This window comes from Metabacillus sp. YM-086 (assembly GCF_048059995.1).
Lineage (GTDB): Bacteria > Bacillota > Bacilli > Bacillales > Bacillaceae > Metabacillus > Metabacillus litoralis_B.
The window spans coordinates 85,761-102,062 of record NZ_JBLUOI010000007.1; the positions used below are offsets into that span (position 1 = coordinate 85,761).

Below are 16,302 nucleotides of genomic sequence, written 5' to 3' on the forward strand. Positions count from 1 at the left end.
TCATGAACTAAAATAAATGATAGGGGATAAGAGTTAATAAGGTAGCTCTGTCCCCTTTGTTCTTAAGAGCACTCTGAAGGGTGCTTTTTTTGCAAACTTTCTGTAAGATGGTCCTTATAATTCCTTAAGTAGGAACATATCCAGTATTTGGAGTAGCTAAAAAATAGTATGTACCTCTTTACATCTCTACTTTTTTTATTGATAATAGTTACAATATAGTAAATTTTCTAATCGTAATGATGAAATGTTTTCGTCACCTCGATTTTTACATGAATAAATCAGATTTTTCGCGCAGTTCCTTATTTAATAGAGGTTTATCAAAGTTTCAATACAAAAAGGTGATTCCATGTCTAATGAACAAGTATTATCTTCTGAGCAAGTAATTCAAAAAGCACAAAGATATTTATCGGCTGAAGATACAGCTTTTATCCAACGTGCTTATGATTTTGCTGAAGAAGCACATAGAGAACAATTCCGTAAATCGGGAGAGCCATATATTATCCATCCTATTCAAGTCGCGGGAATATTGGTAGATTTAGAGATGGATCCGTCAACAATTGCTGGTGGCTTCTTACACGATGTTGTGGAGGATACAGAGGTCACTCTTGAGGATTTGCGCAATGAGTTTAATGATGAAGTGGCAATGCTCGTCGATGGTGTTACAAAACTAGGGAAAATTAAATATAAATCAAAAGAAGAACAGCAAGCAGAAAACCATCGAAAAATGTTTGTTGCAATGGCTCAGGACATCCGGGTTATCCTCATCAAACTTGCAGACCGTCTTCATAACATGAGAACGTTAAAGCATTTGCCACAAGAAAAACAAAGACGTATATCAAACGAAACACTCGAGATTTTTGCTCCTTTAGCACATCGATTGGGGATTTCAAAAATCAAATGGGAGCTTGAAGATACATCACTAAGATACTTAAATCCACAGCAATATTACCGAATCGTAAATCTAATGAAAAAGAAACGTCAGGAACGGTTAGAGTATCTTGATCAAGTAATTGATGAAGTACGTGAGCGTGTTAACGAAGTAAATATTGAAGCTGAATTTTCTGGAAGGCCGAAACATATTTACAGTATTTATCGTAAAATGGTTCTTCAGAATAAACAATTTAATGAAATTTATGATCTTTTAGCAGTCCGAATTGTTGTAAATAGCATTAAAGATTGCTATGCTGTCCTCGGCATTATTCATACTTGCTGGAAACCAATGCCTGGACGCTTTAAGGATTATATTGCAATGCCAAAGCCTAATATGTACCAATCTCTTCACACAACGGTTATTGGACCTAAAGGAGATCCTCTTGAAGTTCAAATTAGAACATTTGAAATGCATCAGATTGCTGAATATGGAATCGCTGCACATTGGGCTTACAAAGAAGGAAAAGATATTGATGAGAAAACAACATTAGAGAAAAAACTATCATGGTTTAGAGAAATACTAGAATTTCAAAATGATGTGACAAATGCAGAAGAGTTTATGGAGTCATTAAAAATTGATCTCTTCTCAGATATGGTCTTTATTTTCACTCCTAAAGGGGATGTAATTGAATTACCATCTGGTTCCGTCCCAATTGATTTTGCCTATCGAATTCATTCCGAAATTGGGAATAAAACAATAGGTGCCAAAATAAATGGCAAGATGGTTACCCTGGATTATAAATTAAAAACTGGTGATATCATTGAAATATTAACGTCTAAGCATTCATATGGTCCAAGCCAAGATTGGTTAAAGCTTGCTCAAACATCACAAGCAAAAAATAAAATCCGCCAATTCTTTAAAAAGCAACGTCGAGAAGAAAATGTTGATAAAGGAAAAGAAATGGTTGAGAAAGAAATCAAAAATCTTGATTTCGATGTAAAAGAAGTCATGACATCTGATAATTTGCAGCGGGTAGCCGAAAAGTTTAACTTTTCAAATGAAGAAGATATGTATGCAGCTGTTGGGTATAATGGTGTAACAGCGTTGCAGGTTGCAAATCGCTTAACAGAAAAATGGCGTAAAAAACGTGATCAAGAGGAACAGGAAAAGAATATTCAGGAAGTAATGAATGAAGTAAAACAAGTTCCTTCTACATCTTCCCGTAAGCGTGATGCAGGCGTACAAGTTAAGGGTATTGATAACCTATTAATTCGCCTTTCGAAATGTTGTAATCCAGTTCCTGGGGATGACATTGTTGGTTTTATTACAAAGGGTAGAGGAGTATCTGTTCACCGATCTGACTGCACCAATGTTCATACTGAAGATGCTAAAGAGCGATTAATTGATGTTGAATGGGAAAATCAGCCATTATCAAGCCGAAAAGAATACAATGTTGAAATTGAAATTCTTGGTTATGATCGTCGTGGTTTATTAAATGAAGTTCTTCAAGCTGTTAATGAGACAAAAACGAATATATCGTCTGTTGCAGGTAAATCTGATCGTAATAAAGTTGCCACCATTAATATGGCTATTTCCATCTCAAATATTAATCACTTGCAAAAAGTAGTTGAAAGAATTAAACAAATACCGGATATTTATTCGGTTCGAAGAATGATGAATTAAGGAAGGTTTTATTGTGAAGGTAGTTGTTCAACGAGCAAAGGATGCTCAAGTAACAGTCGAAGGAGACGTTGTCGGAAAAATAAAAGCAGGTGTAATGGTGCTTGTAGGAATGACACATGACGACACTGAGGCAGATGCTGAGTATTTAGCAGAAAAAATCGCTCATTTAAGAATTTTTGAAGATGAATCAGGAAAAATGAATTCGTCCTTGCTAGATATAGAAGGTGAGGTACTTTCTGTTTCACAATTCACTCTATATGGTGATTGCCGAAAAGGAAGACGTCCTAATTATATGAATGCTGCAAAGCCTGATTACGCAAATAAGTTATATGAAATGTTTAATCAAAAATTAAAAGAAAAGGGACTACATGTTGAAACTGGGACATTTGGGGCTATGATGGATGTTCAGTTTACAAATGATGGTCCTGTTACGTTAATTATCGAGAGTAAATAAGAAGGTTAGTTTCTCCAACAAGGTGTTGGGAAGCTAACCTTTTTTGTTTTTCGAGTGTGCTTTATTTGAAGTAGTACGCAATCCCATTAAAGATCCCTTGTGAAGCATGTTCTTGATAACTTGTGCTGTTTATCGTTAATTCTTCAGTTCGATTACTTAAAAAACCTAGTTCTAAAAGGACAGCAGGTGAGTGGTTTTCTCTAAGAACATGGAAATTTCCAAATTTGACGCCACGATCAATAAGTCTTGTTTGCTGAGTTAGCTCTTTGTTAAGACTGAATGCTAATGGTGCATCCTTAAGTGAATGATAGAAGTAGGCTGAAGTACCTGAAGCATTTGGGTCAACAGCACTGTCATAGTGAAGACTGATAAACGCTTCTGCATTTCGATAATGAGATGTACTGACTCTTGAATTTAAGCTAATGTATGTGTCTGTTGATCTTGTTATAAAAACATTAGCTCCAGCAGATTTCAGCTTATCATATACTAACTTTGCTGTTGTAAGGGTGAGATTTTTCTCTAACGTCCCTCCATTGCCAACCGCTCCACCATCTTGTCCCCCATGACCAGGGTCTATAATAATTGTTTTACCTTTAACATATTGCGCGGCACCTGGTCTTCTTATTGGATCAGTTACACCACTCGTTTCAACAACCCATCCGGCAACATATCCACTTTTTTTGTCATCAAGGGCAATCTTATACCAATCACCATCTGTTTGAAGAATTTGATAGGTTTCTCCTAAATTGGCTCTTTTCACAATCTTGTTATGCGTAGAAGTCCCTGAACGGATATTGGTCCCATCGAACATAATTTTTACGGTTTGATCAGACTTGCTTAAATTTGTATCAGATTGGGTATCTGCTGTTTTTTTGATATACCATCCTGCAACCCAGCCAGTTTTATTTTTAAAAGAAATTTTATACCAGTTGTTTTTTTCTTGAAGAATCATTACCTCTGTGTTCCTTGGTACCGATGATAGAACCTTACCAGAGAAAGCTCCTTTATCCCTAATACTCAATATAGGAGCTGTAACAATTCCCCTTGCAATTCTAGTTGACGTTTTATTCGTTTTTTCTATGTAACTGTTGGACACCCAACCTGTTTTTCCCGAATAGAGTATTTGTGTCCATTCACCGCTTTTGTCAAGATATATTGCTGTTTTTCCATATTCAAAGCTACCAATCATATCAAAAGATAATCCAGGACCTGAACGAATTCTAAGTCCTGATGCGAGTGATATAACTTCATAATTAGTCGTTTTTTTATTTGAAAGTTTGGATTCAGAATTTTCTTTTGTAGTGAACCAGCTTGGGATCCATCCTGAAGAAGTTGGTGAAAGTTTAATTTTAACCCAGTTTCTTTTCTTTTCTAACACATTAAATGTTTGTCCCTTTTTAACTTTGGCAATAACTGAATATGTAAGACCAGCTCCACTTCTAACATATTCTTGTTCTACATTTATGATCACCTGATTGTTTTCTGCCTTTATAACAGAAGCATTCAGTAAAAAAGCTATAAATAAAAGTGTAAAACAAATCATGTTGGTTCGATTTTTGCGAATCAAAGAGAAAGTCCTCCTTTTAAAAGGTCTACCAAATTATTCATTCTCTACTGATCTTCATGATCCTTTAAAATCTGAAATAAATTCTTCCAAAAAGGGAATTATAAATTTGATCCTTACTGAAAAGAGGTGTATTAAAAATGAGAAATAGTGATAAAGGTGAATTAATGCATTCACGACGTGATGTTTTTGGAGTCAATTTTCATGATTTTATGACAAAAGAACAAAATGAAAGCTCCTTTGAACTTGCCTCAGAGTTTGGAATTTCATTACGCGAGGTAAAGAATTTAAAAAAACATTTAAATCGTTCTTGACAATGTACAGCAAAGATACGTATGATAAGATAAAATTCGATAGAATCTTATCAATGAACCATACATATATTTTTTTGAACCATTGAGGGAGAACAGTAAATAAGAATACACATGACAAGAGAGGAAATGCCCTGGGCTGAAAGCATTTCTACATGATGACTTATTGAAGAACACTCCTTAGGTTTCTCTCTGAAAAACATTCGTTTAGTAGGAGCAGGACGTATACAGGCGTTAACTGATTGAGTGGAAGCGGTCATTAGGCAGCTTCAACTAGGGTGGAACCACGGGTATAACTCTCGTCCCTACATGATGTAGGACGGGAGTTTTTTTGTTGTTGTAAAAATTTGTGGGAATGTTTTGATATCATTTTTATGTATGGTCTTTGTAAAAATTTTAGTGTCTAGCTACAGGCGCCATCGGTTCGAGGTCATAAGCCAAGTAGGAATTGAAGGTGAAGAGCAACCTTCTATTCCTACTCGTCTTATGCTTGTCACCGATAAGCGGGCGCCTTCCGCATTTCGTATTAGGAGGAGAAAGTAATGTCATTCCAGATTCCTAGAGGGACTCAGGATATTTTACCTGGAGAAGTTGAGAAATGGCAGTTTGTTGAAAATACTGCTAGAGATTTATGTAACAGATATCAGTATAAGGAAATTCGCACGCCTATATTTGAACATACGGAGCTATTTGCAAGAGGTGTTGGAGAAAGTACCGATATTGTCCAAAAGGAAATGTATACCTTTTTGGATCGTAAAGGAAGAAGTATTACACTTCGACCTGAGGGAACAGCTTCAACTGTAAGATCCTTTGTTGAAAAAAAGCTTTATGCTAATCCATCACAGCCAACTAAGCTTTATTATATCGGACCTATGTTCAGGTATGAACGACCACAAACTGGACGATTTCGTCAATTTGTCCAATTTGGTGTAGAAGCATTAGGAAGTAATGATCCTGCAATTGATGCAGAAGTGATTTCTTTAGCAATGAATTTATACCAAACACTTGGATTAAAGAGCTTAAAGCTAGTGATTAATAGCTTAGGTGATGCAGAAAGTCGTAAAGCTCATCGTGAAGCCCTAATAGCTCACTTTGAACCTAGAATTGAAGAGTTTTGTTCTGATTGCCAGACGCGTCTGAAGCAAAATCCATTGCGAATCTTAGATTGTAAAAAAGATCGTGACCATGAATTAATGGAAACAGCTCCATCCATTTTAGAATTTTTAAACGAAGATTCTAAGAAGTATTTCCAAAAAGTTCAGGATTATTTAGGTGCAAATGGAATCTCATTTGAAGTAGATCCTGGCCTAGTAAGAGGGTTAGATTATTATAACCATACCGCTTTCGAGATTATGAGTAACGCTGAAGGCTTTGGAGCTATCACAACTCTATGTGGTGGTGGGCGCTATAATGGATTGGCTCAAGACATAGGAGGCCCTGAAACACCTGGAATAGGTTTTGCTTTGAGCATTGAGCGTTTATTAGCAGCTCTTGAAGCAGAAAAAATTGAGCTTCCAATTACCTCATCTATTGACTGTTATTTGGTTACAATGGGAGATCAAGCTAAAGATCGTGCTGTTTCCTTACTTTATGAAATGAGAAATGCAGGTCTTATAGCAGAAAAAGATTATGAAGATAAAAAAATGAAGGCTCAATTTAAATCTGCTGATCGTCATCAAGCAAAATATGTGGCGGTACTAGGTGATGATGAGCTTGAAAGAAATATGATTGCCGTTAAAAATATGGAAACAGGCACTCAAGAAGAAGTCTCAATAGAAGAAGTTATATCATATTTAACATCTAAGTTATAAAGGAGAGGGATTACATGTTTGGCCGAACATATTATTGTGGTGAAGTTCCAGAGTCAGCAATTGGAGAAGAAGTTGTATTAAAAGGGTGGGTTGCTAAAAGACGCGATCTAGGAGGAGTTATTTTTATTGACCTTCGTGACCGTACTGGCGTTGTACAGGTGGTTTTTAACCCGGAGGTGTCAGAGGAAGCATTAGCGATTGCAGAGCGAGTTCGCAGTGAGTACGTACTAGATATAACAGGTAAGGTTGTAAGCCGTGATGAGGAAACAATTAATCCAAATGTATCAACTGGTACAATTGAGGTTATTGTGGAAAAAGTAACAATTATCAATGCGGCTAAAAACCCGCCATTTTTAATTGAAGATAAGTCAGAAGAGGTTTCAGAGGATGTTCGTTTAAAATATCGTTATTTAGATTTAAGAAGACCAGCATTGTTGAATACCATTCAAATGCGTCATAATGTGACAAAATCAATGAGAAGCTTTTTAGATGATAATGGCTTTTTAGATATTGAAACACCGATTTTAACAAAAAGTACTCCTGAAGGAGCACGCGATTATTTAGTACCTAGCCGTGTGCATGAAGGTGAGTTTTATGCATTACCACAATCACCTCAAATTTTCAAACAATTATTAATGGTTTCAGGTTTTGATAAATACTATCAAATTGCTCGCTGCTTCCGTGATGAAGATTTACGTGCTGACCGTCAGCCTGAGTTTACGCAAATAGATATTGAAGCTTCATTTATGAGTCAAGACGATATTATGTCGATGACAGAGCAAATGATGGCTAGAATCATGAAAGAAACGAAAAATGTTGACATTGAGTTGCCACTTCCAAGAATGACGTATGATGAAGCGATGGGACGTTACGGATCAGATAAGCCGGATACACGATTTGGTTTAGAGCTTGTCGATGTTAGTGAAATCGTTAAAGATAGTGGATTAAAGGTGTTTAACACGGTTGTGGCTAACGGTGGTCAAGTTAAGTCAATTAATGTAAAAGGTGCTGCTGAGAAATACTCTAGAAAAGATATGGATGCATTAGCAGAGTTCGTTGCACCTTATGGAGCAAAAGGATTAGCTTGGTTAAAAGTTGAAGAAGACGGCTTAAAAGGACCTATTATAAAATTCTTTACAGAGGAAGAACAGCAAGGTTTACTGCAAACACTCGATGCAACTATTGGAGATCTCCTTGTATTTGTTGCAGATAAAAAGTCAGTAGTGGCAGATTCATTAGGTGCTCTTCGCTCAAAGCTAGGAAGAGACTTACAATTGATCGATGAAAGCAAGTTTAATTTCCTTTGGGTTGTAGATTGGCCGTTATTAGAATATGACGAAGCAACAAAACGTTATTATGCGGCTCACCATCCATTCACAATGCCTGCTCGTGAAGACTTAGATCTTTTTGATACAGATCCAGGCAATATGAAAGCACAAGCATATGATATTGTTCTGAACGGCTACGAATTAGGTGGCGGATCTATCCGTATTTTCGAAAAAGATGTTCAGGAGAAAATGTTTAAGCTTTTAGGATTCTCAGAAGAAGAAGCAAAAGAGCAGTTTGGTTTCTTATTAGAAGCTTTTGAATATGGAACACCTCCACATGGTGGAATTGCACTTGGATTAGACAGATTAGTTATGCTTTTAGCAGGTCGAACAAATCTTCGTGATACGATTGCTTTCCCTAAAACAGCTAGTGCAAGTGATTTATTAACAAATGCACCAAGCACTGTTAGCGAAGCACAGCTCGAAGAATTAAATCTTGAAATACGTGACTAATTGTCAAGATCTTGAAATGAAAATTTGCTTATGATATTATCTCTATAACACAAAGTCCTGATGTGTTCGTTGTACACCTAGTTTTGACCTAACATTGTTTATACGGGAGCTTGAGTTTTCAGACAGAGTACATGCCTCTAACCTCGGATTGAGGACTTACAAACCTCTGGAATAAAGCACCCACCTGCTGAGTGCGGGATCAAAACGAGGGAAATGGCGACGGCACAATTGGGACTATTACATATGAACGAAGAAATTAGGGTCATTTCTCACAGTTATTTTAATAGTGAGGATGGCCCTTTTATAATTATTAATGGGTGTAATTAATACTTACTGTTTAATGCTATATTAAAATGATAGTGTAATGGAGCGGACTTCCTCTCCGCGGAAAGCAAGTGTCTGGAGCGCAATGGAACGAACCAATTTCTACGGTTAATTCTATTTAAGCAAAACTTAGTATGAAAAGGTGTCCTTTATAAAAATAAAAAAACGCTTGCTTTTCTATCGATGTATGTTATATTCGTTTTCAGGTAAAAATACTGTCATTATGCAAGATAACGAAATAGGTTAATAATTGGAGTGAGTTAGTTGCTACATCAATTTTCACGTAATGAACTGGCGATTGGTAAGGAAGGACTAAATATTTTAAAAAATAGCACGGTAGCTGTATTAGGAATTGGTGGTGTAGGTTCTTTTTCAGCTGAGGCTCTTGCAAGGTCGGGTGTGGGTCGACTTGTATTAGTTGATAAAGATGATGTTGATATTACAAATGTGAATCGGCAAATTCACGCATTAGTATCAACTGTTGGACAACCTAAAGTAGATTTAATGGCTGCACGTATTAAGGATATTAATCCTGAATGTGAAGTTATTTCTCTTAAAATGTTTTATACAGAAGAAACGTATGAGCAATTTTTTGATCAAAACTTGGATTATGTGATTGATGCTTCAGATACCATTTCTTACAAAATTCATTTAATGAAAGAATGTTTGAAGCGTAATATTCCCATGATTTCAAGTATGGGTGCCGCAAATAAAATGGATCCAACTCGATTTCAAATTGCTGATATTTCTAAAACACATACAGATCCAATTGCAAAAGTTATTCGAACTCGTTTACGTAAAGAAGGTATTAAAAAAGGTATTAAAGTGGTCTTTTCAGACGAAAGCCCGATCGTAATTCGTGAGGAAGTTCGTAAAGAAGTTGGTAATGATGCTGCACCGATAAGAAAGGCTAAAATGCCTCCATCTTCAAATGCATTCGTCCCGTCTGTGGCAGGGCTAATCATGGGTGGTCATGTTATTACAGAACTTTTGAAGGATATTAAAATGACAAGAGTGAAAGATGAAAAATAACAGCTAAGAGGTTGCGTTCATGCAGCCTCTTAGCTGTTAATGATAGTATTCCATTTTTAGATCTTCTTCCGATGTATTTTGTGCATGTTGAATTAAAACCATCAGCACTTTATATTCTCCTTCTAATTTATGTTTCCGCTCTATTAGTTTTTCATATCTGTCCACTAGCTCTTGATTTTTTTTATATAACGCTTGTTTTTCTTTTTGTAAATGGTTATTTTCTTCTTTCAGTGAAGAATAGCTTTCAGATATGTTATTTAATTGATTTAGATAGATAATACAGTCATTAATATTAATAAACTCACTTTGAGTTTGTACCCTTTTTGCTCTCACCAATAAGTTAGGGTCTTCATTGGGCTTATTGCTTGAAGTTTTATTGTTATGTTGATTTAATTTGCGTTTATTTTCCTTATATTTCTTTTTTGCTAATTCAATGTCATGCGCATATTCTTTTCGAACCTCTGCATTCCAACGATAGCTGCATGCCGCAGGTGTCCGGTTTATTTTATCCGAGATCTCATTAAACGCGGCAGTTTGAGTACTACCATCCTTTATATGTTTTACTACCGTTTTTGCTAGAAGCATATCTTCTTCGTGGGTCCACGCATCATGTCTATTTTTCACGATAACCTCCTTCGAGTTACTCGTTTTAACATGTTCGTTCCTTATCTTATTATTTCCTAGAAACTCATACTTATTCGAGTTCATAGATTCATATTTCATTCTTAGGAATGCTTATAACGCTGAGCTCCTTTTATTTCTTTACATCAGAATTCCATATATAATTAAATTAGAATTGTACTGGGGGTTTTAAAGTGAATGGAGAGCCACTTGCTTTTCGAATGAGACCGAAATCAATTGATGAGGTTGTAGGACAAAAAGATATCATTGGTGAAAAAACAAGTTTATATAAAATGATCAAAAACGGATATGTTCCATCCATGTTATTGTATGGAGAGCCAGGGGTTGGAAAAACGTCAATAGCTTTTGCCATTGCAGGTACGACTAGCATACCTTTTATAGCATTAAACGCGACAACAGCAGGAAAGAAAGATGTAGAAGCTGTTGTAGAAGAGACCCGTTTAACAGGAAAGGTTATCTTGTTTTTAGATGAAATTCATCGTTTTAATAAAGCTCAACAAGATTATTTACTTCCTCATGTAGAACGAGGTGACATTATTTTAATTGGTGCAACAACTGAAAACCCATTTCATGATGTAAATCCAGCGATACGAAGCCGATGCGGACAAATCAAGCAATTAACAAGATTAACTGTTGATGATATTGAATTGCTTCTTCAACGGGCGTTAAAAGATGAAAAAAATGGGTTAGGGATGATGAGTATCCAAATATCCGAGGAGCAAGTAAAAAAAATTGCTTATGGTGCTAATGGGGATGCAAGAAAATCTTTAACCTTATTAGAATCAATTGTTTACTCGTCCGCTAAAGAAGGGGATACCTATATAGTAGAGGATTCTATTATTAATGATCTGACAGGTAACACAGGTGTTTATGGTGATAAAAAGGGAACTCACTTTTATAATCTTCTTTCAAGCCTACAAAAAAGCATTCGTGGTAGCGATGTAGATGCGGCTTTATACTATTTGGCTCATTTACTTGAGACAGGGGATCTAATAGCCGTAAATAGAAGGCTAGTGGTGATTGCCTATGAAGATATAGGGTTGGCAAATACAGCTGTCGGAAACAATGTTTTGTCTGCTGTCATTGCAAGTGAGCGGTTAGGTCTTCCCGAGGCACGTATACCTTTATCTGTTGCGGTTGTTGAGATGTGTTTATCTTCTAAATCGAATTCTGCGTATAAAGCTTTGGATATGGCCATCGCAGATGTTCGAACAGGTAAAGTAGGGGAAATCCCGATGCATTTAAGAGATGGCCATTATGCTGGCTCAAAAGTGTTAGGACATGTTGGATATAAATACCCACATGATTACCCAATTGGAACGTTCGGCGGATGGGTGCAGCAAGAATACCTTCCAAGTAACTTAAAAGGAACTAAATATTACCAACCAATGGAAGCTGGTGAGGAAAAGAGATTATCAGCCATCTACTACAAGCTTGAGCAGTTTAAGAAGAATAATCAATAATATTTTTGATAGTAGATTAAATCATGTCCTAGCGATATAGTCGGTTTTAGTGTCTAATATCACCATCTATGCTATAATGGCTAATGGTAAAAGTTAATGAATTGAACACTTGCTTATACAGTAAAGGGTTTATTACTTATACAGGGGGACCCTTCGTTGAAATCTTATAAAAGAAATACTCTCGAACTTCTGTTAAAATGGTCGATCTTCTTTATAGGATTGTTTATTATGTCGTTTGGAATTGTTTTAACAATTAAAGCTGATTTAGGTGTTTCAGCTTGGGATGTTTTACACATCGGACTTTATAAACAGTTTGGGTTATCAATAGGTTCATGGACAATTATGATTGGTGGTCTCGTTTTATTTTCTGCTTCATTATTAACGCGAAAGCTTCCGCAGGTAGGGGCTTTTATCAATATGTTTACAATTGGAATATTTATTGACTTGTTTTTATACATCCCTGTTCTAAAAACTCCTGAATTCTTTTTAGGCAAAATGATGATGTTGTTAATGGGAATTATCATACTATGCTATGGAATGGGTTTATATATATCTGCTAAATGTGGTGCAGGTCCAAGAGATAGCTTAATGATAGCTCTGGTAAAAAAAACGGGAAAATCTATTACATTTATTAGAGCATGGATTGAGGTAATTGTTCTTTTTATTGGATGGCTCTTAGGAGGTCCTGTTTTCATTGGAACTGTGATTGCGACAATCTCACTGGGGTATGTAGCAGGAGTTATGATTCCTTTTTGTCAGAATACAACTAATTTATTATTTGTGAAATTACTTAATAAGAACCAATTTCAAACAAGTTTACTAGACCGTGGTATGTAGGGGGATTATTATGAAAATATCAACAAAAGGACGATATGGATTAACAATTATGATTGAGCTTGCTAGAAAGCATGGTGAAGGCCCAACTTCATTAAAAAGCATTGCACAGGCTCATGATTTATCAGAGCACTATTTGGAACAATTAATTGCACCTTTAAGAAATGCACGTCTTGTAAAAAGTATTAGGGGGGCTTATGGTGGTTATATTTTAGGTGATGAGCCTTCAAATATTACATCTGGGGATATTATTCGGGTTCTTGAAGGGCCTTTAAGTCCTGTTGAAGTATTAGAGGATGAAGAACCTGCAAAAAGACAGCTTTGGATTCGAATCCGTGACGCTGTAAAAGAAGTGTTAGATAATACAACGCTTGAAGATTTGGCTAGCTATACAGACGGAGATCAAGAGCCGTATATGTTTTATATTTAGAAACTTGTTAACCGACTAGATATTTAATAGGAAGGAGGTAGGGAAATGAAAAAAGTTTATTTAGATCATGCTGCAACTTCTCCTATTCACCCTGATGTTGCAGATCAAATGATGAAGGTGATGACTGATACGTTCGGTAATCCGTCTAGTATTCATTCTTTTGGAAGAGAAGCAAGGAGAATTCTTGATGAGTCAAGAAGAATGCTTGCAAATAGTATTGGTGCAAGTCCAGGAGAATTGATTTTTACAAGTGGTGGGACAGAAGCTGATAATTTAGCTATTATCGGAACAGCACTTGCCAATCAAGAAATCGGTAAACATATTATAACAACTGAAATAGAGCATCATGCAGTTCTACACACTTGTAAATACCTCGAGAAAATGGGTTACGATATTACTTACCTTCCTGTTAATGAAAGTGGATTAATTTCTGTAGATGACCTCAAGCAACACATAACAGACCAAACAGTGCTTGTTTCAATTATGTTTGGTAATAATGAAGTGGGTTCAATTCAGCCAGTACGTGAAATAGGAAAACTTCTAAAAGAATATCCTGCGTATTTTCACACAGATGCTGTTCAAGCTTATGGTATTGAAGAAATCAACGTCCAAGAGTTGGGGGTAGATTTGTTAACTGCATCTGCACATAAGATCAATGGACCTAAAGGTATTGGGTTCTTATATGCAAAGGCCGGAATTAAACTTCAGCCTTCATTATATGGTGGCGAGCAGGAGCTGAAACGACGGGCTGGTACTGAGAATGTTGCAGGAATTAGCGGATTCAGTCGTGCAGCAGAAATTGCTACATCCAATCGCGAAGGTAAGCGAGAAGAATTTATGAAATATAAGCAAGAAATGATCTCCATTTTTAAAGAACATGATATACAATTTGAAGTGAATGGTGAATTGAGTGGTTTACCTCACGTTCTAAATATTTACTTTCCAAAAACTCAAATTGAGTCTCTGTTAGTAAATCTGGATTTGGCAGGTATTGCTGCTTCAAGTGGCTCTGCTTGCACAGCTGGTTCTGTTGATCCATCTCATGTATTAGTATCTATGTTTGGAAAGGATTCGGATCGTATTATATCTTCTGTTCGCTTTAGTTTTGGTTTGGGCGTATCCTTAGAAGATATTAGATATGCTGCTTATGAAATATCAAAGATTGTAAAAAGAGTGACAGCTTAGAGTAACATGGAGGTGAATAATGGATGACAAAAGATCCTAAAGATATAAGAGTAGTCGTGGGAATGTCGGGAGGAGTTGACTCATCTGTTGCTGCTCTACGTTTAAAAGAGCAAGGTTATGATGTTATCGGAATTTTTATGAAAAACTGGGATGACACAGATGAAAATGGTGTATGTACTGCAACAGAGGATTATAATGATGTGATTGAGGTTTGTAATCAAATTGGTATTCCGTATTATGCAGTGAATTTTGAAAAGCAGTATTGGGACAAGGTATTCACATATTTTCTGGATGAATATAAAGCAGGTAGAACGCCAAACCCTGATGTGATGTGTAATAAAGAAATTAAATTCAAGGCATTTTTAGAACATGCCATGTCACTTGGTGCCGATTATTTAGCAACAGGTCATTATGCAAGAGTGGAATATCGAGATGGCGAATATAAAATGCTGCGAGGCGTTGATGAAAATAAGGATCAAACCTATTTTTTAAACCAATTAGGGCAAGAGCAATTGTCTAAAGTCATGTTTCCATTAGGAGATATTGAAAAACCTCTTGTGCGTGAAATGGCAAAGAAAGCTAATCTTGCTACTGCAACGAAGAAAGATAGTACGGGAATTTGCTTTATCGGTGAAAGAAACTTTAAAGAGTTTTTAAGTGGATATCTTCCTGCACAGCCTGGTATGATGAAGACCCTTGACGGAGAAGTGAAGGGAAAACACGATGGACTAATGTATTATACAATTGGTCAAAGACATGGACTAGGAATTGGTGGAAGTGGTGAACCATGGTTTGCTGTAGGTAAAGATCTAAAGAAAAATGTGTTATATGTAGATCAAGGCTTCCACAATGACTTACTATATTCTGATAGCATAACGGCAACAAATATGAGCTGGGTTTCAGATAAACAAGTAGCTGATTTAACATGTACAGCTAAATTCCGTTACCGTCAACAAGATAATGAAGTTACAGTCAAAATGATTGATGAAAAAACGGCTAAGGTAACATTTAAAGAACCGATTCGTGCTGTAACACCTGGACAAGCAGTTGTGTTTTATGATGGTGATACATGCTTAGGTGGCGGAACAATCGATGAAGTTTTCAAAAACGGTGAAAAATTATGGTATGTTGGGTAAGGGAGAAAAATTTGGTTTACTAAATGTTTCTGATACTAGAAGGGGTTGACACACAATGAGTCAGCCCTTTTTATCTGTATCCTATATATTTACTACATACTAGATAAAGGAAGGATTAAGATGGATATTAATCAACGTGGTATTGAAGCAATGCAAAAAGGAGAGTTCGAGGAAGCAGCAACTCTTTTCTCGGAGGCAATTGAGCAAAAACCGAATAACCCAATTAGTTATATTAACTTTGGTAATCTTCTTTCTGCAGTAAATGAACCAGAAAAGGCATTGAAATTTTATGAAAAAGCAATTGAAATAAATGAAGATTCTGCAACAGCTTATTATGGAGCAGGAAATGTCTACTTCAATCAAGAAAACTATGATGAAGCAAAAAATATGTATGAACAAGCATTAAAGAAAGGCCTAGATCAAGGTGATTTACACTTTATGTTAGGAATGTGTTTATTTAACCTTGGTCAAAACCGTTTAGCTCTTCCTTATTTTCAACGAGCAGTAGAGTTAAATGAAAATGATAGTGATGCAAAATTCCAGTATGGTTTATGCTTGGCGCAGCTTGAATTAATTGATGAGGCACTAGTGCAATTTGAAGAAGTAATCGAACTGGACGACCAACATGCCGATGCTTTTTATAATATAGGAGTAGCATATGCCTTTAAAGAAAATAGTGAAAAAGCAATTGAAATGCTGAATAAAGCATTAGAAATCCAGCCAGACCATATGTTGGCAGGACATGCATTAAAAATTATGAATGGAAATATGGAGAAATAAA

14 protein-coding genes, 1 other RNA gene and 1 other annotated feature are annotated in these 16,302 nt (G+C 36.1%); of the genes, 13 read left to right on the forward strand and 2 right to left on the reverse strand.

Translation table 11 applies throughout. The annotated features are described in order from the left end of the window. Window positions 1–346: 346 nt before the first annotated feature. Window positions 347–2,554, forward strand: a complete 2,208-nt coding sequence (locus ACEWK1_RS05060; protein WP_121662944.1) for a RelA/SpoT family protein — start codon at window positions 347–349, stop codon at window positions 2,552–2,554. Window positions 2,555–2,567: 13 nt separating this feature from the next. Next, window positions 2,568–3,008: a D-aminoacyl-tRNA deacylase gene (gene dtd / locus ACEWK1_RS05065; protein ID WP_212136784.1), complete on the forward strand. Its 441-nt coding sequence runs from the start codon at window positions 2,568–2,570 to the stop codon at window positions 3,006–3,008. A gap of 61 nt (window positions 3,009–3,069) precedes the next feature. Here dtd and ACEWK1_RS05070 read toward each other — a convergent pair whose 3' ends face one another. Further along, complete coding sequence (locus ACEWK1_RS05070; RefSeq protein ID WP_212136782.1) at window positions 3,070–4,575, reverse strand: N-acetylmuramoyl-L-alanine amidase; 1,506 nt, start codon at window positions 4,573–4,575, stop codon at window positions 3,070–3,072. Window positions 4,576–4,712: 137 nt separating this feature from the next. Here ACEWK1_RS05070 and ACEWK1_RS05075 point away from each other — a divergent pair, with 137 nt between their 5' ends. From ACEWK1_RS05075 to ACEWK1_RS05095, 5 genes are all read left to right on the forward strand, one after another. Further along, window positions 4,713–4,886, forward strand: coding sequence for a hypothetical protein (locus ACEWK1_RS05075; RefSeq protein WP_162987425.1), 174 nt, complete (start codon window positions 4,713–4,715; stop codon window positions 4,884–4,886). 73 nt (window positions 4,887–4,959) lie between these two features. After that, window positions 4,960–5,193: a binding site (T-box leader), on the forward strand. Between the two features lie 232 nt (window positions 5,194–5,425). Further along, window positions 5,426–6,694, forward strand: a complete 1,269-nt coding sequence (gene hisS / locus ACEWK1_RS05080; RefSeq protein ID WP_121662941.1) for a histidine--tRNA ligase — start codon at window positions 5,426–5,428, stop codon at window positions 6,692–6,694. Between the two features lie 14 nt (window positions 6,695–6,708). Continuing rightward, a complete protein-coding gene (gene aspS, locus ACEWK1_RS05085) occupies window positions 6,709–8,475 on the forward strand; it encodes an aspartate--tRNA ligase (protein WP_121662940.1) in 1,767 nt (588 codons plus the stop codon). Window positions 8,476–8,526: 51 nt separating this feature from the next. Then, window positions 8,527–8,714, forward strand: a non-coding RNA gene (ssrS, locus tag ACEWK1_RS05090) — 6S RNA. Window positions 8,715–9,063: 349 nt separating this feature from the next. Further along, complete coding sequence (locus tag ACEWK1_RS05095; protein WP_121662939.1) at window positions 9,064–9,831, forward strand: ThiF family adenylyltransferase; 768 nt, start codon at window positions 9,064–9,066, stop codon at window positions 9,829–9,831. Window positions 9,832–9,867: 36 nt separating this feature from the next. Here the strand turns inward: ACEWK1_RS05095 and ACEWK1_RS05100 are convergent, their stop codons facing one another. Beyond that, a complete protein-coding gene (locus ACEWK1_RS05100) occupies window positions 9,868–10,455 on the reverse strand; it encodes a Myb-like DNA-binding domain-containing protein (protein WP_212136780.1) in 588 nt (195 codons plus the stop codon). A gap of 191 nt (window positions 10,456–10,646) precedes the next feature. On the opposite strand from ACEWK1_RS05100, the gene ACEWK1_RS05105 reads away from it, so the two are divergent. The 6 genes from ACEWK1_RS05105 to ACEWK1_RS05130 all read left to right on the forward strand — a co-directional run bounded on the left by ACEWK1_RS05105 (window position 10,647) and on the right by ACEWK1_RS05130 (window position 16,301). Beyond that, the gene (locus ACEWK1_RS05105) at window positions 10,647–11,936 is read left to right on the forward strand and encodes a replication-associated recombination protein A (protein ID WP_212136778.1); all 1,290 of its coding nucleotides are present in this window, start codon (window positions 10,647–10,649) and stop codon (window positions 11,934–11,936) included. Window positions 11,937–12,092: 156 nt separating this feature from the next. Beyond that, on the forward strand, window positions 12,093–12,773 hold the full coding sequence (locus tag ACEWK1_RS05110) for a YczE/YyaS/YitT family protein (RefSeq protein ID WP_212136776.1): 681 nt from the start codon (window positions 12,093–12,095) through the stop codon (window positions 12,771–12,773). A gap of 10 nt (window positions 12,774–12,783) precedes the next feature. After that, complete coding sequence (gene cymR / locus ACEWK1_RS05115; protein WP_121662937.1) at window positions 12,784–13,200, forward strand: cysteine metabolism transcriptional regulator CymR; 417 nt, start codon at window positions 12,784–12,786, stop codon at window positions 13,198–13,200. Between the two features lie 45 nt (window positions 13,201–13,245). After that, window positions 13,246–14,385 (forward strand): cysteine desulfurase family protein, encoded by a 1,140-nt coding sequence (locus tag ACEWK1_RS05120; RefSeq protein WP_121662936.1) that lies wholly within the window; start codon window positions 13,246–13,248, stop codon window positions 14,383–14,385. 23 nt (window positions 14,386–14,408) lie between these two features. Continuing rightward, window positions 14,409–15,521, forward strand: a complete 1,113-nt coding sequence (gene mnmA, locus ACEWK1_RS05125) for a tRNA 2-thiouridine(34) synthase MnmA (protein WP_212136774.1) — start codon at window positions 14,409–14,411, stop codon at window positions 15,519–15,521. A gap of 120 nt (window positions 15,522–15,641) precedes the next feature. Then, a complete protein-coding gene (locus tag ACEWK1_RS05130) occupies window positions 15,642–16,301 on the forward strand; it encodes a tetratricopeptide repeat protein (RefSeq protein WP_212136772.1) in 660 nt (219 codons plus the stop codon). Window position 16,302 lies beyond the last annotated feature (1 nt).